This window comes from Aquimarina sp. AU58 (assembly GCF_900312745.1).
In the GTDB taxonomy this organism is placed as follows: Bacteria; Bacteroidota; Bacteroidia; order Flavobacteriales; family Flavobacteriaceae; genus Aquimarina; species Aquimarina spinulae.
Genome location: NZ_OMPD01000009.1, coordinates 655,225 through 677,389 on the forward strand (window position 1 = coordinate 655,225; position 22,165 = coordinate 677,389).

At 31.1% G+C, this 22,165-nt stretch carries 30 protein-coding genes; 2 read left to right on the top strand and 28 right to left on the bottom strand.

Features of this window, described 5'->3' with window-relative positions; genetic code table 11:
- Positions 1 to 26: 26 nt before the first annotated feature.
- The 20 genes from DK441_RS09375 to DK441_RS09475 all read right to left on the bottom strand — a co-directional run bounded on the left by DK441_RS09375 (position 27) and on the right by DK441_RS09475 (position 15,089).
- Positions 27 to 560: a GNAT family N-acetyltransferase gene (locus tag DK441_RS09375; protein ID WP_109098477.1), complete on the bottom strand. Its 534-nt coding sequence runs from the start codon at positions 558 to 560 to the stop codon at positions 27 to 29.
- 29 nt (positions 561 to 589) lie between these two features.
- A complete protein-coding gene (locus DK441_RS09380; RefSeq protein WP_109098478.1) occupies positions 590 to 1,354 on the bottom strand; it encodes an arylamine N-acetyltransferase in 765 nt (254 codons plus the stop codon).
- Positions 1,354 to 1,860, bottom strand: coding sequence for a flavodoxin family protein (locus tag DK441_RS09385; RefSeq protein ID WP_109098479.1), 507 nt, complete (start codon positions 1,858 to 1,860; stop codon positions 1,354 to 1,356). The genes DK441_RS09380 and DK441_RS09385 overlap by 1 nt, the downstream gene beginning before the upstream one ends.
- 283 nt (positions 1,861 to 2,143) lie before the next feature.
- A complete protein-coding gene (locus DK441_RS09390) occupies positions 2,144 to 3,010 on the bottom strand; it encodes a DUF5694 domain-containing protein (RefSeq protein ID WP_160112020.1) in 867 nt (288 codons plus the stop codon).
- Between the two features lie 251 nt (positions 3,011 to 3,261).
- Positions 3,262 to 3,639 carry an ester cyclase gene (locus tag DK441_RS09395; protein ID WP_074407702.1) on the bottom strand — a complete coding sequence of 126 codons (378 nt, stop codon included), beginning with the start codon at positions 3,637 to 3,639 and terminating at the stop codon, positions 3,262 to 3,264.
- 38 nt (positions 3,640 to 3,677) lie between these two features.
- Complete coding sequence (locus DK441_RS09400; RefSeq protein WP_109098481.1) at positions 3,678 to 4,190, bottom strand: GNAT family N-acetyltransferase; 513 nt, start codon at positions 4,188 to 4,190, stop codon at positions 3,678 to 3,680.
- Positions 4,191 to 4,369: 179 nt separating this feature from the next.
- A complete protein-coding gene (locus tag DK441_RS09405) occupies positions 4,370 to 5,200 on the bottom strand; it encodes a CPBP family intramembrane glutamic endopeptidase (protein WP_109098482.1) in 831 nt (276 codons plus the stop codon).
- 60 nt (positions 5,201 to 5,260) lie between these two features.
- A complete protein-coding gene (locus DK441_RS09410; RefSeq protein WP_109098483.1) occupies positions 5,261 to 6,052 on the bottom strand; it encodes a leucine-rich repeat domain-containing protein in 792 nt (263 codons plus the stop codon).
- A gap of 170 nt (positions 6,053 to 6,222) precedes the next feature.
- On the bottom strand, positions 6,223 to 7,140 hold the full coding sequence (locus tag DK441_RS09415; protein ID WP_109098484.1) for a pyridoxal-phosphate dependent enzyme: 918 nt from the start codon (positions 7,138 to 7,140) through the stop codon (positions 6,223 to 6,225).
- The gene (locus DK441_RS09420) at positions 7,130 to 7,384 is read right to left on the bottom strand and encodes a VF530 family DNA-binding protein (RefSeq protein ID WP_109098485.1); all 255 of its coding nucleotides are present in this window, start codon (positions 7,382 to 7,384) and stop codon (positions 7,130 to 7,132) included. Before DK441_RS09420 ends, DK441_RS09415 begins: the two co-directional genes overlap by 11 nt.
- A gap of 60 nt (positions 7,385 to 7,444) precedes the next feature.
- Positions 7,445 to 7,747: a hypothetical protein gene (locus tag DK441_RS09425; protein ID WP_109098486.1), complete on the bottom strand. Its 303-nt coding sequence runs from the start codon at positions 7,745 to 7,747 to the stop codon at positions 7,445 to 7,447.
- A 470-nt stretch (positions 7,748 to 8,217) separates the two neighbouring features.
- Entirely contained in the window at positions 8,218 to 8,430 is a 213-nt protein-coding gene (locus tag DK441_RS09435; RefSeq protein ID WP_160112021.1) for a hypothetical protein, read from the bottom strand.
- A gap of 365 nt (positions 8,431 to 8,795) precedes the next feature.
- On the bottom strand, positions 8,796 to 9,875 hold the full coding sequence (locus tag DK441_RS09440; RefSeq protein WP_109098489.1) for a hypothetical protein: 1,080 nt from the start codon (positions 9,873 to 9,875) through the stop codon (positions 8,796 to 8,798).
- Between the two features lie 21 nt (positions 9,876 to 9,896).
- The gene (locus DK441_RS09445) at positions 9,897 to 10,991 is read right to left on the bottom strand and encodes a serine hydrolase (RefSeq protein ID WP_109098490.1); all 1,095 of its coding nucleotides are present in this window, start codon (positions 10,989 to 10,991) and stop codon (positions 9,897 to 9,899) included.
- Between the two features lie 74 nt (positions 10,992 to 11,065).
- Positions 11,066 to 11,497, bottom strand: a complete 432-nt coding sequence (locus DK441_RS09450; RefSeq protein WP_109098491.1) for a hypothetical protein — start codon at positions 11,495 to 11,497, stop codon at positions 11,066 to 11,068.
- Positions 11,498 to 11,552: 55 nt separating this feature from the next.
- Entirely contained in the window at positions 11,553 to 12,038 is a 486-nt protein-coding gene (locus tag DK441_RS09455; protein ID WP_109098492.1) for a thioesterase family protein, read from the bottom strand.
- Complete coding sequence (locus DK441_RS09460) at positions 12,035 to 12,520, bottom strand: pyridoxamine 5'-phosphate oxidase family protein (RefSeq protein ID WP_109098493.1); 486 nt, start codon at positions 12,518 to 12,520, stop codon at positions 12,035 to 12,037. The genes DK441_RS09455 and DK441_RS09460 overlap by 4 nt, the downstream gene beginning before the upstream one ends.
- Positions 12,521 to 12,590: 70 nt before the next feature.
- Positions 12,591 to 13,160 (bottom strand): Crp/Fnr family transcriptional regulator, encoded by a 570-nt coding sequence (locus DK441_RS09465; RefSeq protein ID WP_074407704.1) that lies wholly within the window; start codon positions 13,158 to 13,160, stop codon positions 12,591 to 12,593.
- Positions 13,161 to 13,335: 175 nt separating this feature from the next.
- The gene (locus tag DK441_RS09470) at positions 13,336 to 14,502 is read right to left on the bottom strand and encodes an MBL fold metallo-hydrolase (RefSeq protein WP_109098494.1); all 1,167 of its coding nucleotides are present in this window, start codon (positions 14,500 to 14,502) and stop codon (positions 13,336 to 13,338) included.
- A gap of 59 nt (positions 14,503 to 14,561) precedes the next feature.
- Positions 14,562 to 15,089: a hypothetical protein gene (locus DK441_RS09475; protein WP_160112022.1), complete on the bottom strand. Its 528-nt coding sequence runs from the start codon at positions 15,087 to 15,089 to the stop codon at positions 14,562 to 14,564.
- A 336-nt stretch (positions 15,090 to 15,425) separates the two neighbouring features.
- Between DK441_RS09475 and DK441_RS09480 the strand changes: the two genes are divergently transcribed.
- On the top strand, positions 15,426 to 16,100 hold the full coding sequence (locus DK441_RS09480) for a class I SAM-dependent methyltransferase (protein ID WP_109098496.1): 675 nt from the start codon (positions 15,426 to 15,428) through the stop codon (positions 16,098 to 16,100).
- Positions 16,101 to 16,176: 76 nt separating this feature from the next.
- On the opposite strand, the gene DK441_RS09485 is transcribed toward DK441_RS09480, so the two are convergent.
- The 8 genes from DK441_RS09485 to DK441_RS09520 all read right to left on the bottom strand — a co-directional run bounded on the left by DK441_RS09485 (position 16,177) and on the right by DK441_RS09520 (position 21,420).
- Entirely contained in the window at positions 16,177 to 16,515 is a 339-nt protein-coding gene (locus DK441_RS09485) for a hypothetical protein (protein ID WP_109098497.1), read from the bottom strand.
- A 12-nt stretch (positions 16,516 to 16,527) separates the two neighbouring features.
- Positions 16,528 to 16,833, bottom strand: coding sequence for a hypothetical protein (locus DK441_RS09490; RefSeq protein ID WP_109098498.1), 306 nt, complete (start codon positions 16,831 to 16,833; stop codon positions 16,528 to 16,530).
- A 126-nt stretch (positions 16,834 to 16,959) separates the two neighbouring features.
- Positions 16,960 to 17,493, bottom strand: coding sequence for an SRPBCC family protein (locus DK441_RS09495; RefSeq protein ID WP_109098499.1), 534 nt, complete (start codon positions 17,491 to 17,493; stop codon positions 16,960 to 16,962).
- Between the two features lie 2 nt (positions 17,494 to 17,495).
- Entirely contained in the window at positions 17,496 to 17,696 is a 201-nt protein-coding gene (locus DK441_RS09500) for a hypothetical protein (RefSeq protein ID WP_109098500.1), read from the bottom strand.
- An 11-nt stretch (positions 17,697 to 17,707) separates the two neighbouring features.
- Positions 17,708 to 18,064: a YciI family protein gene (locus tag DK441_RS09505; protein ID WP_025667101.1), complete on the bottom strand. Its 357-nt coding sequence runs from the start codon at positions 18,062 to 18,064 to the stop codon at positions 17,708 to 17,710.
- Between the two features lie 90 nt (positions 18,065 to 18,154).
- Complete coding sequence (locus tag DK441_RS09510; protein ID WP_109098501.1) at positions 18,155 to 19,435, bottom strand: RNA polymerase sigma factor; 1,281 nt, start codon at positions 19,433 to 19,435, stop codon at positions 18,155 to 18,157.
- Positions 19,436 to 19,715: 280 nt separating this feature from the next.
- The gene (locus DK441_RS09515; RefSeq protein ID WP_109098502.1) at positions 19,716 to 20,414 is read right to left on the bottom strand and encodes a hypothetical protein; all 699 of its coding nucleotides are present in this window, start codon (positions 20,412 to 20,414) and stop codon (positions 19,716 to 19,718) included.
- 148 nt (positions 20,415 to 20,562) lie between these two features.
- Entirely contained in the window at positions 20,563 to 21,420 is an 858-nt protein-coding gene (locus DK441_RS09520) for an alpha/beta fold hydrolase (protein ID WP_109098503.1), read from the bottom strand.
- 55 nt (positions 21,421 to 21,475) lie between these two features.
- Between DK441_RS09520 and DK441_RS09525 the strand changes: the two genes are divergently transcribed.
- Positions 21,476 to 22,111 carry a TetR/AcrR family transcriptional regulator gene (locus DK441_RS09525; protein WP_109098504.1) on the top strand — a complete coding sequence of 212 codons (636 nt, stop codon included), beginning with the start codon at positions 21,476 to 21,478 and terminating at the stop codon, positions 22,109 to 22,111.
- Positions 22,112 to 22,165 lie beyond the last annotated feature (54 nt).

The following is a 22,165-nucleotide window of genomic DNA, read 5'->3' on the forward strand; positions in this document are numbered from 1 at the left end:
TATATCTCACTTTTTGTTTTATCCTCTTACTTATTTAACATAGCATAAATAGCTACGCTAATATGTTTTCCGTTTTTGATTTCGCAGTCGACCATTGTCCCTTCGTATTCAAAATCTAATTTTGCCAGTCCATTTTTGCAGTTCGAGTTCTCGGCATCTACAAAACCTTCAATTCTATGCAATCCTAGATTTTCAAATCCAAATTTACAAATGAGAGGCATTACTTCTTTCATGATTCCTTTTCCCCAGTGCTCGGGAAGAAGCCAGAATCCGATTTCTGCTTTTTTGTTTTCTTTTTCGATAGCATTTAGTCCTCCTGCACCATAGAAGATGTTACCATCTTTTGAGCAAACAGCCCACCATATGCCGGTTTCGTTTTTCTCTAATTCTGCAAACCATGTCATTTGCTCTTTGGTCGCTTCACGACTATTAAAGCTAACCCCATAGTATTTGATTACATCGGGATTCGATAGACCGAGATATACATTCTCTAAATCATTGTTTGTAAACTGTCGTAGTCGTAATCGTTCTGTTTCTATAATAGGAAATGTAATTGCCATTTATTTTTAGTATGATATTATAATTTGATTTAGGAAGACTTCTGTATTTCGATATCAAAATGTTTTTTTAGAAGCTCGTTAAATTTTGTTTCTTCTTTAAATTCTATGATCTCGGTATCTGTTCCTTTGGTAATTTTACATTGATTGTCATTTAAAGTAATTCTTCCTGTATCGGTTATCATAGAGATTACTTTTTTTTGTGTAAAATGAGAATCTTTACTGGTTTGATGAAACATACACATTTCTTGAAATTCATTAAAATTTCGATTTATAGTTTTAAAAATATATTGTGGAGTCGATACTTCATCTACCACTTCATTTACTCTTAAATAATCATCATCAAATGTATCGAATTCAAAATAACCAAAATCATCTGATAACCTGTTCCCGGGTTTAATCAGTAATGGGGTATATGAGAATTTACCAAATCCTACATCTACCAGATAATCATTGTTATGTATAGAAGCTATTATGGCTAAATGATCGTATTCTTTTCCGTATCCTTTTGATGTGTTATAAACCCTGCCCGAAATCATTTTTACATCAAATCCAATTTCTTTTAGGAAACGATAGAATAACCCGTTTAACTCATAGCAAAACCCTCCTCTTTTTTGCACTACTATTTTATTGTAAATAGCATCAATGTTAAGTGTGATTTCTCTATCGTAATGAATGTCTAGATTTTCGAAAGGCACATTTTTTAAGTGAGATTGCTGAAGTTCGAAAAGCACTTTTTCATTAACACTTACGTCTTTCTTGTATTTTATTCGTTCTAGATAGAGATCAATATCCATTATTGTATTTGATTTATAAAATCCTTCAATTTTGTTTCTACCAAATCAGGAATGGTATTGTTTTCGATCCAGCAATGTACATCTCCGATATATTTCATGCCCAGATATTTTGATGTTTCTACAAATGGCATATGAAATCCATCTTTTAGTTGTTTATCCGAACCACAACTTAGTACTGCCATTTCCATTCCTCTTAGTTTTCTACCTACATCTTTTTTTATTTTTAAACAATCAGAAATTCTATCTAAAAACGTTTTCAAAATTCCACTCATGGTATACCAATACACGGGAGTTGCAAAAATAATGAGGTCATATTGATTTACAATTTCATGAATTAAAGGATGAAAATCATCATTTCTATTTTTGAATTCGTAATCAAATTCTGATATATATTTTGCTTTTAAATCTATTATAGAATAGTTCATTTGCTGGCTAACGAATGAAGCTGCCTTGTATGTATCTCCATTACTATTTGAACTTCCCAGAATTATAATTCCTTTCTTCATCAGGTATGATGTTCTTTTTTATATTGTTGATCTGGTTGTTGTTTTTCTATAGCTATCTACTACGATATACTATATTGAGACTAATATAAAAAAATCTATCGTGATCAGCACCGGTAGACGATATGTAGTTTGTAATTCGTGGTTTTTTGTATATGGGTTAGCGCCGATAGGAGGTATGCCTATACCATTTACAGGAAGTTTTGTTGCACTGCTATTTTATAGATTTTTTTATTCTATTGTAGATAGGGTCGAGTTTTAAACTTTAGATAAAGCGATAAACTTGTTAGTGATTATTCTTTAGATAATCCCAACTTGAAACCACTTCAAAATCCGGAATGTTTTCAAATAGCATGTCTAATGTCCATTTATGATTATCACCAACAATAACAAGTATTCTATCGCCTGTCTGTGTCATTTTTAGAATGTTGCCTGCCATTCTTACATTTCTTTGGTACCACCGACCTACCCAATCGGGGCCGATCCAGTTTTTTTGAATCCCAACTCTTATTTCATACATATGCATACGTTGCGCGTTAAATTTTTGAGCCGTTGGAGAGTTCATAAGTGCAATACGATCATAAAGATTATGATTTTTGTATGTCTTTTGATTTTGATTAAAAATCTTAGTTAGATGTTTTTCATATGTATTGTAAAAACCATCATCATTTTGTTTAGCATACTCACCAAATGAATCAAAGGAAAAATTCTCTAAAGAACCTATAAATTCGGTTTGATTATCAAAAAAGTATATACTATCGTGTTTCATATTTTTAGCAATGCGAAATCCTAATTGATAAACTTCATTTCTCTTGTTTGAAATATTAAATGTATCAGCTACAAAAGATTGATACTCCTGGTTTGCTATAGATAATGCAGAAGGCTCCCATTCTAATACTACTTTTGTAGGGTTGTATTTGGATATAGTTTTGACCAATTTTGCAATATTCTCTTGATTTTCGGATTCAAGAATGTCTTTACCAAAATGTAATGTTCCTACAATCATAATTTTGGATTGCGTTAACGAGTCATAATTTTTTAATGTGTTTTCTGCCTTCTCAAGTTCATTAAGAGTAGGAGTACTTTTATTTGGGTTACAACTTAATATTAGTACAACTGCTAATAATAAAAGACTTTTTAAAAATGGTTTCATAAGTTGATGTTTCATAATTATCACTAACAAACATGCGTCATTACTAAGATAACTTTGCATTGCAAAAACTACAGTACGACCTTTTTGTATTGTACTGTTTATAAATCTATTCTTAATATCGATATTAAGATGTGTTGGTGTAAAGATGAAAGGAGTATAAAATTGTTACAGTGCTTTTGATTTTTTTACTTCAAAATACGCAAAGATATTGGTATTTGGTATGAGATTTTATAGAGTATTGGCAGCTTTAATTAGTACATGGTATTCTTATTAGCACTTTTTTCAGGGATTTGCTGGATGGCATCCCAATGCTCTACAATTTTGCCTTTTTCATCAAACCTAAAAAAATCCATGGTTATATATTCATCATTTCCGGGCCAGGTTTGATGCGTATGTAATGCGACCAGATCACCTTCGGCAATACAACGTACAAATTCGATTGATTTCTCGGGATACTCGACTTGCATTTTTTCGAAGTAATCAATAAATCCCTGGGTACCATCTTTTACATCTGGGTTATGTTGAATATACACATCGCCAACGTAGCGTTCTACCGCTTTTTTAGGATTTCCGGTATAGGCAGTTTTGTAGAATGCGATAGCATTCTTTTTGTTTTCTTCTAAGTTCATCATCTTTATTTTTATACAGTAAGAGTTGTATAGCGTTACTAAGATAACTTTATTTCGAATAGACTGGCGGGAGCCTTACCATAATGATCGGGTAATCCCTCGGTATTTTTTAAATCAAAGAACCCTAAAAAGTCAAAACCAGCTTTTTTATAATGTTCGATAAGCTTTACATTGTTGCCTAGTGTATCTAATCGTATATAATCCTTATTACTTTTTTGGGCATATTCTTTTGACCATTCTACAATGGTTGCTACAAAATTTTGACCTCTAAAATCGGGATTGGTTGCGATACGATGAATATAGATAGCCGCATCGCCATTTTTTTCTTCCCAAATTTGCTCGTCGCTAAATGTGATGGTCCATACACAGGCAATCTTGTTATCAATGGTAATTTTCCACTGCCTGTTTTCTGAAATACTATCTTCTACAAGTTTTCGCTCAAATTCTGGCCAAACGACAACTCCTTCTTTTGATTTTTGATATGCAGAAGCTATTCTGTATAACCGGTATATCTCATCGATATCATCTATTGTGCAATTTTCAATTTTCATACTCTTTTCATTTAGGAAATGTGTATTCAAATGTCTAACTATTTTTAAAGTGCTACAACCCAAAAATTGCTAATGTTTTGTGAATTTGATATTCTATTGCTATTAGATAACTATGGATCAATTTTTAATAAGGATATATCGTTTTAGTGATTTGTTTTTTATTGAAAGTATTATTCCTATTACAATCCGTATTTGTATCGAATCAATACAATAAATAACCACAGTAGGATAGCAAGTAAAAAATAATAAATAAAGAGAGGTATTCCTATTTCAGAAATATTGAAGATAAAAAATGTAGAAGCTGTACCTGTAGCGTGCATAATAAGGGGTGAAATTAAACTATTTGATTTGTCATAGAGCCAAACAATCAAAATTCTTATGGGAATTAGGCCAGCGTAATGAAAGAAAAAGCCAGGTAGAAATTTAGATAGCACTAAATTACCAGAACTGTCACCAGACCCCCAAATAACCGGAAGGAAATGCCAAGCTCCCCAGAATACCCCAATAATCAAACCCGTCTTTAACACTCCGTAGTGTTCTCTTAGTTTTGGCGTGACAAATCCAGACCACCCCAATTCTTCTAGAATGCCTCCTCCAACTATTCCATAAATTAACCCGCTTAGAATCAAGTTTGTTTTATCCTCTGTTGTGATAATATCTGGAATGTATACTTCTGAAAATTGATTTAAAATGAAGAGAGAAATAATTGAAAGAATAGGTATAGTCAATATCGCTATGAGGTATAATCGAGTTCTTAAGCGCCAAGTCATTAATTTTTTGAGTAGATCTTTGAACCCTTTTTTACCTTTGGTTATTCCAAGTATAATAAAACCAGCGATACTGGGGCCAAATAAATATGGAATCATTGCAATAGGAAGCAGTTTGTCGAATTGTTTTGAGGTAGCCGGAATCCCAGTTTGGCTTGCTACAATCAAAACTCCACTCCATGAGATAATAAATGTTAGAATAAAGAAGAAAGTAACAGCGTTTCTTTTTGTATATTCTCTCATGATATATTAATCTTTTGAAGTTGCTACTTATGTTATAAGTACGCACTAATGGGCAATAGATTACTTCTCAATTTCACAATATTTTAATTTTTCCCTTAGATTTTCGATATCAGCAGGATTAATTTTATTTCCATGAACATCTAAATATCTTAATCTGGTCAACTTCTCCATAGATTGAGGCAAATTCGAAATTTTGTTGTCATAGATAGAAATACTTTGCAATGTTTTAAGGTTTCCTATAGCATCAGGAAGTCGTTCCAGAGGATTATTTACAATAAAAAGAATTTCTAATTTTTCTAAGTTGATAAAAGAATCCGGAAGCTCTTTAATCGCGTTATTTCTTAAATATATATTTTTTAATCGTTTAAGATTTCCTATTGAATTGGGTAATTTTCTTATGGGATTGTTTTGTAGATACAAATCGGTTAAACTGGATAGGTTTCCAAGTGATTCGGGTAATTCGGTTAATAAATTTTCTTGCAGGTCTAAGTCTTTTAATTGTTTTAGACATTCTATAGATTTGGGTAGTTTTTCAAGCATATTTAACCGTAAGTCCAGACGTTCTAAGTTGGTGAGTTGGCATATTTGCTGTGTTATATTAGATAAATTATTACCATATAATCTTAAGACTTTTAGGTTTTTAAATTTTCCGATAATTTTAGGAATACTATCTAGTTTTCCGTGGGATAAATCCAGTTCTTTAATATTTTCTTTTTTATCGATTAACTCTTCTAGAAATTCGATAACACTTTGATTACCTTTTCTATCATTTCCCAGAGCGTATGAAGATTTTTGAGCCTGGATAGAAGTGCCGATGAGTAGTGTAAAAAGAAAAGTTAAGATTGTTTTCATAGGGCCTGATTTGGTGCTGGCAACAACAGTATTTGTACTAGAATACTTGTATTTATTTTAAAACCTCACATGGTCAATATGAGCTTATATCAAAAATACAGTTTTACAAAATAGAATGTGTTGTTTTTGACAGGTATTTATAGCATTTTAGTATTGCTGATGTATAGAGTTTATTTATTGCTGAGCAATGTATTTATTTCTGTATTCGCTCCACCACATACAATTACTAAAACGGTTTCATTTTCTGTTATCAATTCAGGGTAAAAATAAGGAACAGAAAGTGCTGCTCCACATGCCGGTTCGACGATTACATTGTATTCATCCAAAAAATTAAATGAAGCATCAACAGCTTCTTTATCACTAACGGTGATTGGTTTAACATTGAAATAAGATGCTAGTTCTAATGATTTTTTGGCAATTTTTTTTGCTCCTAAACTGGTTGCAATAGAGGATATTTCTTCTAATTCTATAATTTTTTTTGCTTGCCAACTTTTATAAAATGATGCTGCACCTGTAGTTTCGGTTGTCATTACCTGAGTGCTTTCCCATCCATTTTTTTTCATTCCTTCGAATATTCCGCAAAGTAAGCCTCCGCCACCAACAGATACTATAATTTTATCGGGTTGCTGTATTTGTCTTGCACATTCATCAATAATCGTCGAATGGCCTTTCCAAAGTAAAGGATCATCAAACGGAGAAACATAAACAGCACCTGTCTCTTCAGAAATTTTCTGGGCGTATCGATGAGCTTCATCCCAAACATTACCATATACTTCGACCTCGGTTCCTAAATTTGCTATTTTGTTAATCATAAATGCAGAAGTCGTTTTAGGAACGACCACTTTAACTTTTACACCAATATGTTTCCCAACATATGCCAAAGAATATCCGGCATTTCCGCCCGAAGAGGCAATGAAGCTTTTTTTTCCTTTTTCGAAATGAAAGCGACACAATTCTTCCATACCTCTAATTTTGAAAGAGCCGGTTGGTTGATAGCAGTCTAGCTTATAAAATATGTTTTTTTGTTGTTCTTTTTTTAATTTATGTGATCTATAAATTGGAGTTTCTATGTAAAGTTTATGATTCATCAGTTATTTTTTTTTGTAACTCAAGATAAAGCTGTTCAACCTTATCTCTTGCCCATTGTGTTTTTCTTAAAAATTTAAGACTAGACTTAATCGAAGGATCCTTTTTAAAACAATTAATATTAATTTTCATCGCTAATCGTTCCCAGCCATAATGTGCTACTAATACCTGTAATATGTCTATTAATTTCATCCCATGTAAAGGGTTGTTGGGCTGTTGTTGGTTAGAGCTACTTTTATCGTGCATTATTATAATGATTAATTAAAATGTTAATCTTTATTTATTGGTGTGTATAGAATCTCTTTGTTATGGGAGGGTTGTATGTTTTATAATTTTTTTATTTGAGACTTTAGTATTTAGATTCCATTGAGGTTTGTCATATTCATTTTCAGCTTTATGTTTTCCGATCTCAGGAATTGTAAAATATTCTTTATCAAAAGTCATAAAATTGACTATCAAATAATCTTTTATGTTTTCACCTTTATATGTTATTTCCTGAATGGCCCACTGCCCAATTATTTTTTGAAAGATTAAATTTTCTTCATTTTGGCAAGAGCTCAATGTGAATGTAATCAATAAAATAATTGAATATTTAGGTTTAAATTTCATTTTACGCTTGTAAGTAATGCTAAATATAATAATAGTTGTTGATCGAAAGGATAGTTATGGTTTACTTTTTCTATTATTTCAGTTCGAATTATATTTGCTTTACTATTGGCTAACCATATTAATCTGGGTGAGTTTATCTCAAAAATGAGGTTTTTGATGTTTGTATACCAGTACATATATCATTATAAAGAGGGACTTTAGTGATAGCAATTATTTTTATCGTAAAAATTTCTTCTAAAAAGTGTGATATTTTTATATGTAACGATACTAATAAAGTATATCTAAAATTACATACTTATGAAACAACCCAGCCATAGTTTTGCTTTTTTTCTACGTAAATTCTTCCAGTTTTATAAACGCGAAGTCAAACAGTTTAATGCTATTTTAGGAATTAAACCTGGTAACTCCTCACATAAATGTTAATGGTTTATTGTAATGTTATACTTAATATACCTAAATGTCGTATTAGATTATTTGGGTATCACTTCTAGTTTGTATCCGTATTTTAAAGATTTGAAAAAAGACTGTTGATTTTCGAATACATATTCATTTGCTATGAACTTCATTTCATCTGCATCGGTTTTTAATTCAGGGCTTGTTTTTTCAATAGCATATTCGGTTCCATTTAATCTAAAATATCTGGCATAACGTATAGAAACTCTTAATCTTAATGCAATATTCATAGGAGATAGTAAAAAAGGTGTGATTGTTTCTTTTCCCCGAATTAATTTAATTGATTTTATATTGTCTTTTTTGATTGGAATAGCGAACAATTTGTTAGAATAATTAGTGTGCAACAATAGGCCACCTGAGTATTTTTCGAAGTTACATTTTGAATCGATCTTAAGGCACTCATTATAGGAAGATTTGTTTTTAAATGATTTTAGAAAAAATAAAGTGCTTCCTATCGCTCTGGGATTTTTGAAATCAACCTTTTCTGGATTCCCAATTACTTTTTTTATAGAGTTCTCGTTTATGTTTTTTCTGTCAATATCATTTTCTTTTTCCTTACCTAGTTACAATGCTATTGATAACAAAGTGTTATAGTTTAATAAAGATATTGATTTGCAGTAGCTTTCAGTTTTTGAAATGATTTATGAGATTGTACCCAAGGCTCTTTTAAAATCTCCTCTATCTGTTCATCGATACTTTCGGCATCATAGATTGTACATTCCTTTATGATTAGAAGTAAAAGACTATCCCATTCGGGGTTTTTTAAAGCATTTTCATTAGCCAAAACAGCTGTTAATTCACTAAACCAATTATATTCTTCCCAAGATTGAGAAAGCCATCCTTCGTCATCCATAAAAGAAACGATTTCACCTTCATATACATACTTAGATACCTCTTCAAAGGTTAAAGAAATTTTTACAAGATGTTTTATGAGTTCTGCCCATTCTTTTGAAGGGATAAAGCTTTCGTTTTCTAAATAAGAATAACAGATTTCTTTGGCAACACTAGGTAAATCATATACTCTGTCTTTAACAGTCAACTCTAGTAATGCCTCTTTAAGAAACTTCGTTGTATCTACTTTCTTAGTAGTTTTGGTGTCTATATTTAGAAAGTTATGTAGATTTTTGGCAGTATTGGTATTGAGATTTATACCTAAATCTTTAATCAAAGAAAGCAGTACTTGTAAATCCTGAACTTCTTTTTTTGATGATCTACGAGATTCTGCATCATAACTTGCATTATTCACTATTTTATGATGTTCTTCTCCCAGTGCTATACCATATTCTATATAATTTCCCGTTAGTTCAGTTTCTTGATTTTGAGTATACCATTTTACTGTTGCATCAATATCGCTTCCATAGTCAATAAGCAATCTAATTATATTGCATTTTTTACTTACACTAGAGATGTTGTTTTGTAAAGCAAAAAGAAGTGCTGGCCCTGCACGGTAATAAGGCTCAGAAGATGTTAAGTTTACATTAACCCCTTTTTTTAAAAGATATTGGATAGCATTGATATCTCCATCGATCACCATTTTTGCAAGCATCAGCAGGCCTCTTTCTCGTATCATATCAAAATCAAAATCAGATACTAATGCATCAATTTCATCTTTGGTTTGATAACTATTTAGGTTTTTTAGAATACTCCAGATCTCGTTAAACGATTTTTCTTCCATATTAGAAAATGATATCGATTTTTATTTTTTGTTTGCGAATGCCGGTAAGAAGATGTCTTTCATTATTGCAAAAGGTAACTTATCTTCTTGCGAGTTGTATGCGCCACCTGTAAATACAGCAACCATATCCAGTTTAGGAAAAATCATGATATATTGCCCTCCGTTTCCAGTTGCTGTTTTAGAAACTACCATTTTTTCACCAACTTTAAATGGAATGTTCCACCACAAATAGCAGTAATCAATTCCTGTAATTTTTGTTTTTGGAGTGGTCGATTCTTCAATCCATTTTTTAGAAACAATTTGTCTTTCATTCCACTTTCCATTATTAAGTATCAATTGCCCGATTTTTGCCATGTCCCGTGAGGCCATATACAACCTTTTTCCCGAAAGGATCACCTTTTTATTCGAAGTATGCTCCCAACTTATATTAGTAATGTCTAGTGGATTGAATAGATATTGTTGAGCAAATTTATCGATTGTCATTTTTGAAGCTAGACTTATTATTTCGGCTATTAAAACTACGCCCATAGAGCAATAGTTAGAGACTGTTCCTGGTTCGTTAACCATTGGTAAATTAAGCGTATATTGAAGCCAGTCCTTTTTTTTATAAACTCTATCCTCTTGCCCTGCTGATTTCTTGTCCCAGTCATTACAATCAAATCCAGGAGACATTGTTAATAGATGTCTGATTGTTATTTTATCTTTTCTCTCGTCAAGATTTTTGGTTGGTACCAGATTTTTGAGATACTTTGATATGGGATCGTCGATGCTATCAATAAATCCTTTATCAATTGCAATTCCCAATAAAATTGACCTTATACTTTTTGTTGTAGAACGAAGGTCGTGTTGCTTATTTGCAGAATGGTCGTTGAAATATTCTTCAATAATGATTTGATTATTTTTTACTAATAAAATACTATGTAACTTATTTTTACCATTCTGTACCTGATTGAACAATTGATAGATTCTTGTGGTATCGATATTCTGAGAATGCAGATTGCTTGTTTCCCATCCATCCTCAAGATTTTTTGGCTGAGAATATTTATATGATTTTTGCCCGTAGCAAAATGTACTAATTATGAGAATAAAAAATGTTTGAGTTGCTATGTTTTTCATAGTAAGGAATAACCACAATATGCGTACCAATTTATATTTATTTAAAAATAAGGGTGCATTTCAAAAATACGGTTTTAGAAAACATGATTTGATATTTTGGTTGGTTTGATTTTGTTATATAGGTATGTTATAACTATGGGGAGAATTAAACCTTTTAACGGTTTTAATCCAGAGTGAATCGAAAGGATCAACTCGTGGTTTGATTGCGATACGATAAAAAATTGAGTAGAAATAAGTGTTCCTATGCCTAGCCACATTAATACCAGCCCTATATTTTTTCTAAAAATAATTAAGGTAAGACCAATAATTATAATACCTCTAAGAATACTCTGTATCGTTATTATGGCTGAAACAGGAATATTATCTTGAAATGAGTGTAAGAAGTCATTTGAGTTTACAATGTCGTTTCCAAAATAGATAGCATATAGTTTGGATATATGGTAAAATAACAAAAAAAGGACAGGGATTACTATGGCTATTTTTAGAATTTTTGATGTAGATTTCATATGGGCTTGTAATTATGTTATATATATTTAGATCAATAGACTCGATCGGTAGTTATTATTTATTATTCTGTTTTATATTAATTATTCTTTGCTCAAAGCGAAGCGAAGATGGTAACGGATTTTCATATTCACTAAATTTTTCATTTAGATATGCATTATGTTTACTTCTTTTTTGATGAATTAAATCGTAATGCGTAAATGTTGTCCATAATACCGATTTTAATAAGGTCTTTTCTTCGTTCCACATTTGCATTTCTACCAGAATATCGCTGGTATTCCATTCTAATATTGTTGATAGAATGATTACTTTTTCCATTAACTGTGCAGGATTAAAATATGCGATTTGATTTTGAGTCACTAACCAGCTTCTGCCTGTTTTTTTCGCATACCGATACACATCAAAATCATAATTATTTACCAAATGGTCTTCTCTGGCGTTTATAAAATAATCTATATACCTGGAGTTGTTTAAATGATTAAATGGATCGCAATCAGGAAAACGGATCACTGCTATACTTTCTGGGGTTTTGGTTATATTCATAATGCTTCTGTCATTTTTCCAATATTTACTCCTTCTGCCGTGGTAAATTTTATATCACGAACATATTCCATATTCCCCCATAGGTATGCATTTCCTTTTAATCCTTTTGTTGTCTTCATCCGTCTGTTTAGTCTTGAGATCTCAATATCAGTGGCTTTTCTTTTCTCTCCTAACACCCCATAGAGTCTAATGGCGGGATAGGAATCAAATTTTAATTTGTAAAGCGCTTTTATCCAAAACCATTTGCTGCTATTCACGCCTAAAACACATACGTTTTTATTTGTTTTTACATTATTGGGTATCTTTTTAGGAAATTTCTCAAAATAGAAACCGGTTTGATCTTTGTTTAAAAAAAATGTTCCTATTGGTGTTACCGTCGGTTTGTTATCTTTGTCTACAGAAGCTATTGCAACCGATAAGCTGGTCTTATAGGTAGCATTAAAATGCTTTCTGATAAATCTCCAGTTTGCGATACTATTCATTTTATTCCTTTTACATTATGTAAAAGTCAATATTTAGAAAAACAAATCCTTTGATATAGATCAAATTCGACTATTTCTGCGCTCTAATTCGGCTTAGGGTCTCTTGGGTTATACCGATGTACGAAGCAATATCACCCAATGAAATATGTAATTCTATTTTTGGGTATTCTTTTAAAAGAAAGTCATATCGTTCTTTTGCAGTAGAGAACTGAAGATATACGACCCTTTTCTGTAGTTGAAGCATTATTTTTGTAATGGCATTTCTTGTAAATCGTTCAAAATCGTGATATTTATTTGAAAGGATATTGATATGTTTCCGGTTAAACTCTAATAAGATACTATCTTCGGTAAGTTCTATATAATGCTCACTAGGATGGCCCAAAAAATAACCGGTAATAGCACAGATAAATTCATGCTCAAAAGAAAACCAATCTGCTATGGCTTTTCCATCTTTTAGGTGATATGCCTTTGCACTCCCTTTATAGATATAGAAAAGCTTATTTGTATAACTACCTTCACGTACCAATTGAGTACCTTTTTCTAATTCTAACATTAGAATATCGCTTTTCCACTCTTCAATGATTTCATTTGACAGCGTATCATATTCGCTTGTTATTTTAGCAATGATTTCATCTAGCATTGAATTATTTTTTTTGACGCATCAGATATACGTAGGACTACATAAAGTTATGATTTGACTATGGAAAGATAATGAATTTGAACCATAAAATAGCTTTTCGAAAGGCCTCTTCTGAGTTTGTAGAGGGGTATAGCATTATAATATTAGGAACTTCTGTAACATTGACTATTATTTGTTATTTTCTTTTTGCGATTTGACTTTCTTTTCCATTAAAATAAGTCAATTCTTTTCCGTCATTCGAAAAAGAGATATATCTGTATGGTACTTGTCCTTTGATATGAAATTTGGTATCAGAAAGCGTAGATAGCTCAAATATATATGCGCCTTTTCTTCGCAGCATTAATTTTTTATCTTGAAAAATTAATTCATCAATTTCTCCATCTTTATATTGGTACATTCCTTCGTAATTTTTTGCATTTTCTGGAAACGCAGTGCCAGAATTGTAGTCAACAGAAATTGTTTTTTCAATTGTTTGAGCATGTACGGTATTATTTCCACTAAAAGCCAAAGCTAATTGTTTAATTTCTTCATCTTGAGTTATTTCATCCGGAGTTTTGCCAGCAAGTGATAGTTCTTTGATTTTTTCAATCCATTGTATTGAATTTTTTCTATACGTCTTAAGTTCTGCTTTATCAGAAGATAATTTACCGTGACCCGCTACAATAACAGTATTTTGGTTTCCAATAGATAATGCTTTGTCCATGAAATTTATATGACCCTTACTACCACCTCCGAAATAAAAATGCGGAAAGAAATTAGTCATATAGGTATCTCCCATAAAAATAGTGTTGTTTTTGGTGAAATAAATAAGCACATCATCAAAAGTGTGTGAAGTAATATGATAAAGTTCAACTCTTTCACTTTCTAAATCGAGCGTATACTTGTCTTTAAAAGTAACATCATATTTTGCACTGGTATATTTAATATTTTCTTGAGAAATGATTGTTGCCCCTAATTCTACAAAGAATGAATTTGCCCCGGTGTGATCTTCATGATGATGTGTGTTGATTACATATTTAATTGGTTTATTAGAGAGCTTTTTTATTTTTTCTAATAAGGCACGGTGATTATTAGAACCTGTCATAGGATCTATTAAAAGGATTTCTTTATTTCCTATAAAAACACCAACATTTGTATGATAATTATTAGATTTTATAACATAAAGGTTATCTGTTATCTTTTGTTGGGTAAAATTTGACCCTTGTTCTAATTTTGTTTCTTGTCGAACTACTATTTCACCTTTTTCCTTTGTTTTTTGATCTGAGCAGGAAGTGAAAAAAACACAAAGAAAAATTAAGATCAATTGTTTTATATAGGGTAACTGTATTAATTGAATATTCATGATTTGTTTTATATAGTAGGGGGTAAAACATTAGAAATCAGTAAAATATACCAAAAGTTTTATTTTAATTTAATTATTGCGTCTTTACATTTTTTAATAATATCGAAGATTTCTAATGTTTTATCCTTTAAATTAACGTTTATATACGAACTACATATGGTCTGAAAATGTTTTGGTTCCAGAGCTATGATTTGCTTTTGATTCACTGTTTTATTTTCAATTTGTAAATGATAATTTTTATTATGACAAGACTGAAATAGTGTAACAAAATAGTTAAGCCCCGAAAAATTTTTAAGGCTAAATCCCTCCAAGTTTGGCAAAACATCATGCATTGTCGAATGCGATATTAATGTATTGTTCTTTTTTTGTTGGTAAAAAGAAACAATCCTATTATTACTATCTTTTACAGGAGTATACGTGCTATCTAATAATTGTATTGCAAATTGGTGGTTGGGATGTATAGCTTCTTTTTCTAAAATTAAAATCTTGTAACACATCGCTTCCCATCCACAATGTTGTGCAGCTACATATTGTATTCCTGATAACAATAGTAGTGAAAAGAGGATGTTTTTTTTCGCATGTAGCATAATCATTTGTTATTTATATAAAGTTTTTAACTCTAATATTTATTTGATAAATTTCTCTATATGATTTCATGTTAGGTGTAATTCCCGAAGCTTTTTAGATTTTTAATTTCAGCAGGAAATTTGCTAACAGAATGACTAATTTTAATTTAGAACAAAGATAAATTTAAGTATATTTTTATCTCTCACTGTTTTCAGTGAAAATGATTACAAAATGTTTTTATTAAATAAGTTCTTTTATAAGATATGTCATGATATGACTTGTAGGTTTGTTTTACAATTACGTTTAAATACGTATAACTATGTTTTTATAGTGTATATAATATCAATAGTGTGTTTATGAAGAAGAAAGAAGATAGAACCAAAAGAATAAAAAAGCCCTGGCCAACTAAAGATGCTATGGAGCAGGTTTATAAAATGAAACTATGGGGAGGAAACACATCTGATTTTTATTCGGGTACAGGGTCACATCAATCCGAGATCATAGATCCCTATATAGATGTTGTGACCTCATTTTTAAGATCTTTTAAAAGTCCTCTTACCGTATGTGATTTAGGTTGTGGAGATTTTAATGTAGGAAAAGAATTGGTAAAGCATACGAAGCAGTATGTTGCTGTAGATATCGTAACAGATCTTATAGCATATAATAAAGAAAATTTTAAAGCAGAAAATTTAGAATTTCATTGTTTGGATATTGCAGTAAATGATCTACCTCCTGGGGATTGCGCTATAGTAAGACAAGTGTTACAACATCTATCGAATGCAGAGGTACAAAGTGTAGTGAATAAGTTAACCGATTTTAAATATGTTATTTTAACAGAGCATTTACCTGAAGGCGATTTTGTACCCAATAAAGATATTATTTCCGGACAAGGGATTAGGCTAAAAAAACAAAGCGGTTTAAACATATTAGCACCACCATTTAATGTTAAGGTAAAAGAAGAAAAACAATTAGTATCTATTACTTTAGATAATCATCGAGGGGTTATTACAACTACGCTGTATAATTTTTAAACTATAGCTGTTTTTATACCAAGGGTTGCATTCAAGCAGTTAGTGTATGTGTTGTGATTTCGTTGTTAGGGAAGTGTTATTTTTCTATCAATTTGTATTCTTCTAAAGCATCCGACCAGATTTGAAATGCATTCATTTTTATTAGTTTTTTGACTAATTTTTCAGTGACGTTTTGGTTTATAACTTCTCTAGTAATTTCCTTAATGAATATTTTTGAATCTTCATTGTTTAATTTGTTTTCAAAATTTTCAAGCTGGCAACATCCATATCCATCAAATGAAATCCTTCTGAGGTATATTCTATTATCTTTTGAAGAATTAAAATCTATAAATACTGAACCATTTAAACAACCTAAATAGTAATCTGCTTTTCTCGTTATAGGCATAGTTGTTTTGAAAAATCTGAATTTATTCATAAGTATTTTACGTTACCAATTTTCTTTAATAGCTCTAACTCTATCGACGAAAGTTGATTCATTAATTTCATTATCACCAAATCGTTCTTTAAATTTTTCAGAGATTCTTTTCATCCATTTAGTCTCATGTTCAGGGTTCATTCCCTCAGCCGTAATAACATCTTTTGCAAACTCTTTCGCATTGTAAGATTCAGTTTGAGAAATCTTCTGGCCATAATCTGGTGGAATACAAAACCCCCAAATAACACAAAGATTATATAAGAGGTAGTTTAATTCACGTTCCATTGGAGGAATATTTTTGTCTTGTTTAAATCCCATTAATTTTGATTTAAATGTTGTTTATGAGCACTGATTTTTCAGAAATTAAGATACTTAATTTAAAAATAAAAGCGATATAGGCGTTAACCCGAACCGCTTTTATTAGATATGTATTTGTGCCCTGTGTTATTCAGAAACTTTTTTAAGATTGGCTAACCCTTTTTCAAAGACAGATCCTACTTTACCTTCCATCATTAAGTTGCCCATAATTCTTTTTAAAGGATTGTACCCTAAATTTACTTTAACCGTCCATGTAACTGTAGTTGTGTTATGATCTTCATTAAACAACCAGGTACCATTTGCAAAACCGCCATCTTCAAAAGTAATTAGTGTCTTAATTCGTTTATTCAAATCACTTTCAATAATTTCAACACTTCCATCTCCTTTTCCTTGATTATAAATTAATTTTGAACCAACACCAGCAGTCGCTCCCAGTGTTTTTTGAATTACTTTGGCATAATCCATTCCTTCTTCTTGCCATGGTCCGCCCCATTTTTTCCAGCTCTCCATAGCATTTACATGATTAAAAACATGTTCTACTGGTGCGTGAACTACAGTAGATCTGCTTACTTCTTTTTGTGTAGAAAAGAATAGCGATACCACACTTATCAAAAGAATTAGTAGTATAATTCCTAAACCTATTTTTTTTAATATTTTCATTACTATAAGTCTTTAGAGTTCCAGGCGGTATTTGTCTTTTCAATTCGATTGGGTAATAGTTTGAATAAAAATTTTGCTACACCATTAGAAAAAGCATAGTGTTTTCCATTTTTAGTTAAAACATATTTAGTACTTGTCTTAACGGTTGTTTTTCCTGTACTTACGGCAAACGCACAGTTTCCGTTATATTCTAGATTTTTCATTGCTTTGCATTTTAATTTATACCTTCCATTTGTTTAATCGCTCTAACTTCTATAGTACCTTCTGCGTCTTCAAACATTGGGTTTGCTTTTGCAATTTCGATAGCTTCTTCTAAGTTTTTTGCTACTATATGGAAATAACCTACAATTACTTCTTTAGACTCATTAAAAGGGCCATCTTTAAAAACGCCTTTGTTTCCATGAATAATGGCGCCTTTCATTTCCAAAGGTTGTGCTCCTTTTAATTTTCCAGCTTCCATTAGTCCTCCAATGTACATTCCTATTTTTTGAACATGAGCTTGTTGTTGCTCTGGCGAAAGCCCCTCTAAATGGTCTCCTTTGGTTTTGATAAAAATCATAAATTCTTGCATAGTTTAATTTTTTGACTAATTAATAATTATTGTCTTATACCCTTAAGTCAAACGAAAGGAGGTAAAAGGGACATTGAAACTTTAAAAAAATTAATTTTTTTTAGAATATTCTTCCAATCTATTGTTAATCAATGCTTTTGAGTTTTTGTTAAGCGGTAATTTTAAAGCATTGTTTAATAATTCGATAGCGATTTTTGGTTCATTATTTTTAAAATGAAGCTCTGCCTTTGTAGTGTAATATGGTAAATAAGAATGAAATATAGAATCACCCTCTATGTTATTAAGTTGCTCAAGCGCTTCTTTACTAGTGGTTAATTTGGCAATAACAACAACTCTATTGAGTAGAATAAGTGGCGAATTATCAATGTCTACCAGCAAGTCATAAAGAGCCAAAATACTTTCCCAGTCTGTAGATTCGTAGGTTTTGGCTGTACAATGATGAGCAGATATGGTAGCAAGTATATGGTAAATAGAAATTTCGTTTTGTTTTGCCGAAAATTCTAGATAATAAAGCCCTTTTTTGATTAAGGCTTTATCCCATTTGTTTCTGTCTTGATGTTCTAAGTTTAAGAGATTGTTAGATGCGTCTATTCTAGAATCGAAACGAGATGTGTTTAAAGACATTAAGGCCAATAGGGCATAGGTTTGAGACGAATTTATATTAGCATTAGAGGCAATAATCTCGGCAAGTCTTATGGCTTCTTCGCATAATTCAAAACGAATTATAGTATCTCCGGTAGTAGCATTATAGCCTTCGTTAAACAAAAGATAAATAGTTTCGAGAACACTTGATAATCTGTGTTCTAATTTTTTTCCAACAGGTACTTCGAATGGGATATTGGTCTCCTTAATTGTTTTTCTTGCTCTAACTAATCTTTTGTTGATATTTTCATTAGTTGTCAGAAACGCTTTTGCGATTTCGGGTATACTAAATCCACATAGTGTTTTTAGAGTTAGTGCTATTTGTGAGTCGGTAGAAATAGAAGGATGACAGCAGGTAAATATCATTCGTAATTGGTCATCCGCAATTTCTTTATCGGTAAATATATGTTTTAAAGCGGGTGCTACTGTCCATTCTGATTGTAAGTGACGGGCAACTTCAGATGCATGTTCTCTCTTGTATTGTTCTCTATTAACAATATTTACAGCCTTATACTTAGCAACTTTATATATCCATCCGGTAGGGTTATCAGGAATTCCTTCATACGACCATTTATTTAGGGCTTCGAGCATAGCCTCCTGTACTACATCCTCGGCAAGCTCTATATTCGAAGTTCCAAATGTTTTAGTGAGTACAGCAACTAATTTACCATATTCATGTCTGAATAGATGATCTATTTTGTTCCTTATATTTGTTTTATTACCGGTCATTTTTATGTTGACTATAACATTAAGTATAAAATACGTTTTACTTTATTTTTTACCCCACTCATGTTGCTTTATTTTAATCAGAGAATCAATTTCCTTGTTATATTTTAATTCCCAGCCAATCCCATTTATTTCAGTTAAATATTGATTCATTTAGGGATAGGTGGTTACCAAAATTGATTAAGCTTTTTGTTTAGGCATTGCTTATGATATGGATTGAACACTCGTACTGTTCTGTTGGTTTAGTATATGGTACATTTTAACGTATTATGTATCTTGTTATTTATTCTCCTTTTATTTGTTTTCTAAGATATTTTGCCATCTTACTCATTTCTTTCTCAAACCGATTTTTCACTTCTCTGTTCTGACCTATCCTAAATCTAATTTCGTCTTCACCTCCTCCAATTTCATTTAGATGGTCGAAATCTGTATTTCGCAATTCAATTAATCTTTGTTTACCAATTTCAAAATTCTCAAAATCATCCAGGCTGCTCATTAGGTTTTTATAATGACTTTCTTCAATTAACAAAGCATTCTTTTCTAGCGATTCTCTTGTCGATTTGAGTTGAATCGAAAAGTTTTTTAATCTTTCTTTTGAGGCTACTTCCCATAAGTCAGCCCCTTTAAGTTTTAAATCACATAAGCTTTGCCATAGGTCGTTATAGATTTGAAACTGATTTTCCCTATACTTTAGAAACAAAATCTTAGATTTTTCTAATTCAATTTTGGTGGATTCGAGCTCTGATTGATATTTCTGCCTTAAAATTTCTAATTTCTCGTTCTGAAAAGCTTTTTGAGTTTCTAATTCGGTTTGAAAATTACTTTTAAGAGCTTCTAGTTCTAGAGAATATTTAGCACTGTCTTTTGCTAATAGTTTTTTTGCAAATAAATTTCCAAACCATTTAGATAACCCTAAAATTATTGCACCTGCTCCTCCAAGACTTAAGACAGATGCTCCTAAAATTTGTAATATATTTTCCATATTCGCTAATGCTTTTACAATATTTAATGAGTGGTTTCGAAGTGGGAAAGCAAAAAGTTATATTTCGCACTGTCTTAAAGATAGTAAACATACACGAAATCCCGTAGAAATATTAGCTACTATAGGCTATATAGGATGTGGTAACATGTTATTCTTCTAATATTAGCTTTTCTATTTTGCTATTATCTTTTTTACTTTGAACATGTTTCGAATCTTGAAGCAAAACTGTATTTTTTAAGGAAGGAAAAATTTTCTTTGCACGTTTAATCATTTTGACTCCTGGAAACATAATGTCATTCTTTGCTGCGATTATAGTAAGTTGAGTTTTGATTAATTTAGCTTCCTTTTCTTTTATTACAGGAACAGGAGTAAAATCCATTCTGAAATGTAAAAACACTCTAGATAAATATTTAAGAGCAAATTCGTCTCTTTCTGTGAAAAGTGTTTTTAAGAATTTTTCAAGGTACTTATTGTTTTGAGTTTTTATATACCGCTTCATGGGGATAAATATTTTGAACAGTGCAATTAATGGGTTTCCATTTACAATAAATGCCGGAGATGATAAAAATACCTCTTTGATATTGTTTTCATTCTGAATCAAAGTTTTGAGAATTATTAATCCACCCAATGAGAAACCTGCCATAGTCACGTTTTTTAGTTCTAATTGATTTATTATGTCGTTCATCCATAAACCATAACTATTGTCTGTCATACTTAATCTATTTGCAGCACTTTTATTCGGTTGTGCTAGAACATCAATAGCAAATACTTGATATTTTTTGTAAAGAGTTGGATAAGTTTCTAGAGCTATCGGGGCACAAGCATTAGAGCCGTGAACTAATACTAATGGTGGTTTTGTAGAATCGCCTACTACAATAATATTCGTTTTTCCGTGATAGGTGTCAATTCGTTTGTTTTTATATTTTATTTCTAATTCATTTAATTTATGATTGTAGAGTTCTAGTATTTCTTTTTTCCCGGTTTCTGATTTGTATAACGATTCCATTTCGTAATTTTAGGACAAATTTACTAATAATAAATTAATTAGGACAAGTTTACTAATGAGTAAGAAAAAGAAATTGATTTTAGAAGCTGCTATTGCCTTATTTAATGAACATGGTTATTACCAGGTTACCATAAGAATGATTGCTTTAAAGCTGAATATGAGTTCAGGAAATCTAAATTATCATTACAAAAACCGAGAAGATATTTTTGAAGCGATATATTTTGAGATGGTTTCAGTATTTGATGAAAGAATAGAAAAACTAGACAATACCGAAATATCAATAGCTCAAATTAGAAGCGACATTAAGCAAAGTATGATAAGAATGATGGATTACAAATTTTTCTGGACAGATTTGTATAATCTTTTAGGTGTAAGTGATAAAGTGAGAACACATTTTCAAGAAGCATATAAAAACAGGGTTGCAGGGTGTTTTTTGTTGTTTGAAAAAATGAAAAAACAAAATTTAATGAAGGATTCATCTTTTGCATTAGAGTATGAGTTTTTGACAGAAAGAATGATAAATTATGGGAATACGTGGATATATTCTTCGGGACTTTATTTAAATAGATTTACCGCAATACATATAGAAAATCAAGTAAACACCCTTTTAAGTATGTTATACCCATTTTTGACTTTGAGAGGCCAAAAGGAATTCAAAAATTTATTGCCAGAGCTTTTTAATAACACTTAACCATTTTATAAGATTAGGTATATGTTGTGAGTACTCAAGTTAGCAGATATGCTT

Bases quoted from the DNA above. Each gene is read 5' to 3' on its own strand.
- DK441_RS09415 (WP_109098484.1), bottom strand. From the start codon at position 7,140: ATGAATCATAAACTTTACATAGAAACTCCAATTTATAGATCACATAAA.
- DK441_RS09455 (WP_109098492.1), bottom strand. From the start codon at position 12,038: ATGAATATAACCAAAACCCCAGAAAGTATAGCAGTGATCCGTTTTCCT.
- DK441_RS09520 (WP_109098503.1), bottom strand. From the start codon at position 21,420: ATGGAATCGTTATACAAATCAGAAACCGGGAAAAAAGAAATACTAGAA.
- DK441_RS09445 (WP_109098490.1), bottom strand. From the start codon at position 10,991: ATGAAAAACATAGCAACTCAAACATTTTTTATTCTCATAATTAGTACA.
- DK441_RS09400 (WP_109098481.1), bottom strand. From the start codon at position 4,190: ATGAAAATTGAAAATTGCACAATAGATGATATCGATGAGATATACCGG.
- DK441_RS09440 (WP_109098489.1), bottom strand. From the start codon at position 9,875: ATGGAAGAAAAATCGTTTAACGAGATCTGGAGTATTCTAAAAAACCTA.
- DK441_RS09475 (WP_160112022.1), bottom strand. From the start codon at position 15,089: ATGCTACATGCGAAAAAAAACATCCTCTTTTCACTACTATTGTTATCA.
- DK441_RS09525 (WP_109098504.1), top strand. From the start codon at position 21,476: ATGAGTAAGAAAAAGAAATTGATTTTAGAAGCTGCTATTGCCTTATTT.
- DK441_RS09470 (WP_109098494.1), bottom strand. From the start codon at position 14,502: ATGAATATTCAATTAATACAGTTACCCTATATAAAACAATTGATCTTA.
- DK441_RS09485 (WP_109098497.1), bottom strand. From the start codon at position 16,515: ATGAATAAATTCAGATTTTTCAAAACAACTATGCCTATAACGAGAAAA.
- DK441_RS09425 (WP_109098486.1), bottom strand. From the start codon at position 7,747: ATGAAATTTAAACCTAAATATTCAATTATTTTATTGATTACATTCACA.
- DK441_RS09375 (WP_109098477.1), bottom strand. From the start codon at position 560: ATGGCAATTACATTTCCTATTATAGAAACAGAACGATTACGACTACGA.
- DK441_RS09420 (WP_109098485.1), bottom strand. From the start codon at position 7,384: ATGCACGATAAAAGTAGCTCTAACCAACAACAGCCCAACAACCCTTTA.
- DK441_RS09505 (WP_025667101.1), bottom strand. From the start codon at position 18,064: ATGCAAGAATTTATGATTTTTATCAAAACCAAAGGAGACCATTTAGAG.
- DK441_RS09380 (WP_109098478.1), bottom strand. From the start codon at position 1,354: ATGGATATTGATCTCTATCTAGAACGAATAAAATACAAGAAAGACGTA.
- DK441_RS09460 (WP_109098493.1), bottom strand. From the start codon at position 12,520: ATGAATAGTATCGCAAACTGGAGATTTATCAGAAAGCATTTTAATGCT.
- DK441_RS09410 (WP_109098483.1), bottom strand. From the start codon at position 6,052: ATGAAAACAATCTTAACTTTTCTTTTTACACTACTCATCGGCACTTCT.
- DK441_RS09500 (WP_109098500.1), bottom strand. From the start codon at position 17,696: ATGAAAAATCTAGAATATAACGGAAACTGTGCGTTTGCCGTAAGTACA.
- DK441_RS09495 (WP_109098499.1), bottom strand. From the start codon at position 17,493: ATGAAAATATTAAAAAAAATAGGTTTAGGAATTATACTACTAATTCTT.
- DK441_RS09405 (WP_109098482.1), bottom strand. From the start codon at position 5,200: ATGAGAGAATATACAAAAAGAAACGCTGTTACTTTCTTCTTTATTCTA.
- DK441_RS09480 (WP_109098496.1), top strand. From the start codon at position 15,426: ATGAAGAAGAAAGAAGATAGAACCAAAAGAATAAAAAAGCCCTGGCCA.
- DK441_RS09490 (WP_109098498.1), bottom strand. From the start codon at position 16,833: ATGGGATTTAAACAAGACAAAAATATTCCTCCAATGGAACGTGAATTA.
- DK441_RS09515 (WP_109098502.1), bottom strand. From the start codon at position 20,414: ATGGAAAATATATTACAAATTTTAGGAGCATCTGTCTTAAGTCTTGGA.
- DK441_RS09390 (WP_160112020.1), bottom strand. From the start codon at position 3,010: ATGAAACCATTTTTAAAAAGTCTTTTATTATTAGCAGTTGTACTAATA.
- DK441_RS09450 (WP_109098491.1), bottom strand. From the start codon at position 11,497: ATGAAATCTACATCAAAAATTCTAAAAATAGCCATAGTAATCCCTGTC.
- DK441_RS09395 (WP_074407702.1), bottom strand. From the start codon at position 3,639: ATGAACTTAGAAGAAAACAAAAAGAATGCTATCGCATTCTACAAAACT.
- DK441_RS09435 (WP_160112021.1), bottom strand. From the start codon at position 8,430: ATGAATATTGCATTAAGATTAAGAGTTTCTATACGTTATGCCAGATAT.
- DK441_RS09385 (WP_109098479.1), bottom strand. From the start codon at position 1,860: ATGAAGAAAGGAATTATAATTCTGGGAAGTTCAAATAGTAATGGAGAT.
- DK441_RS09465 (WP_074407704.1), bottom strand. From the start codon at position 13,160: ATGCTAGATGAAATCATTGCTAAAATAACAAGCGAATATGATACGCTG.
- DK441_RS09510 (WP_109098501.1), bottom strand. From the start codon at position 19,435: ATGACCGGTAATAAAACAAATATAAGGAACAAAATAGATCATCTATTC.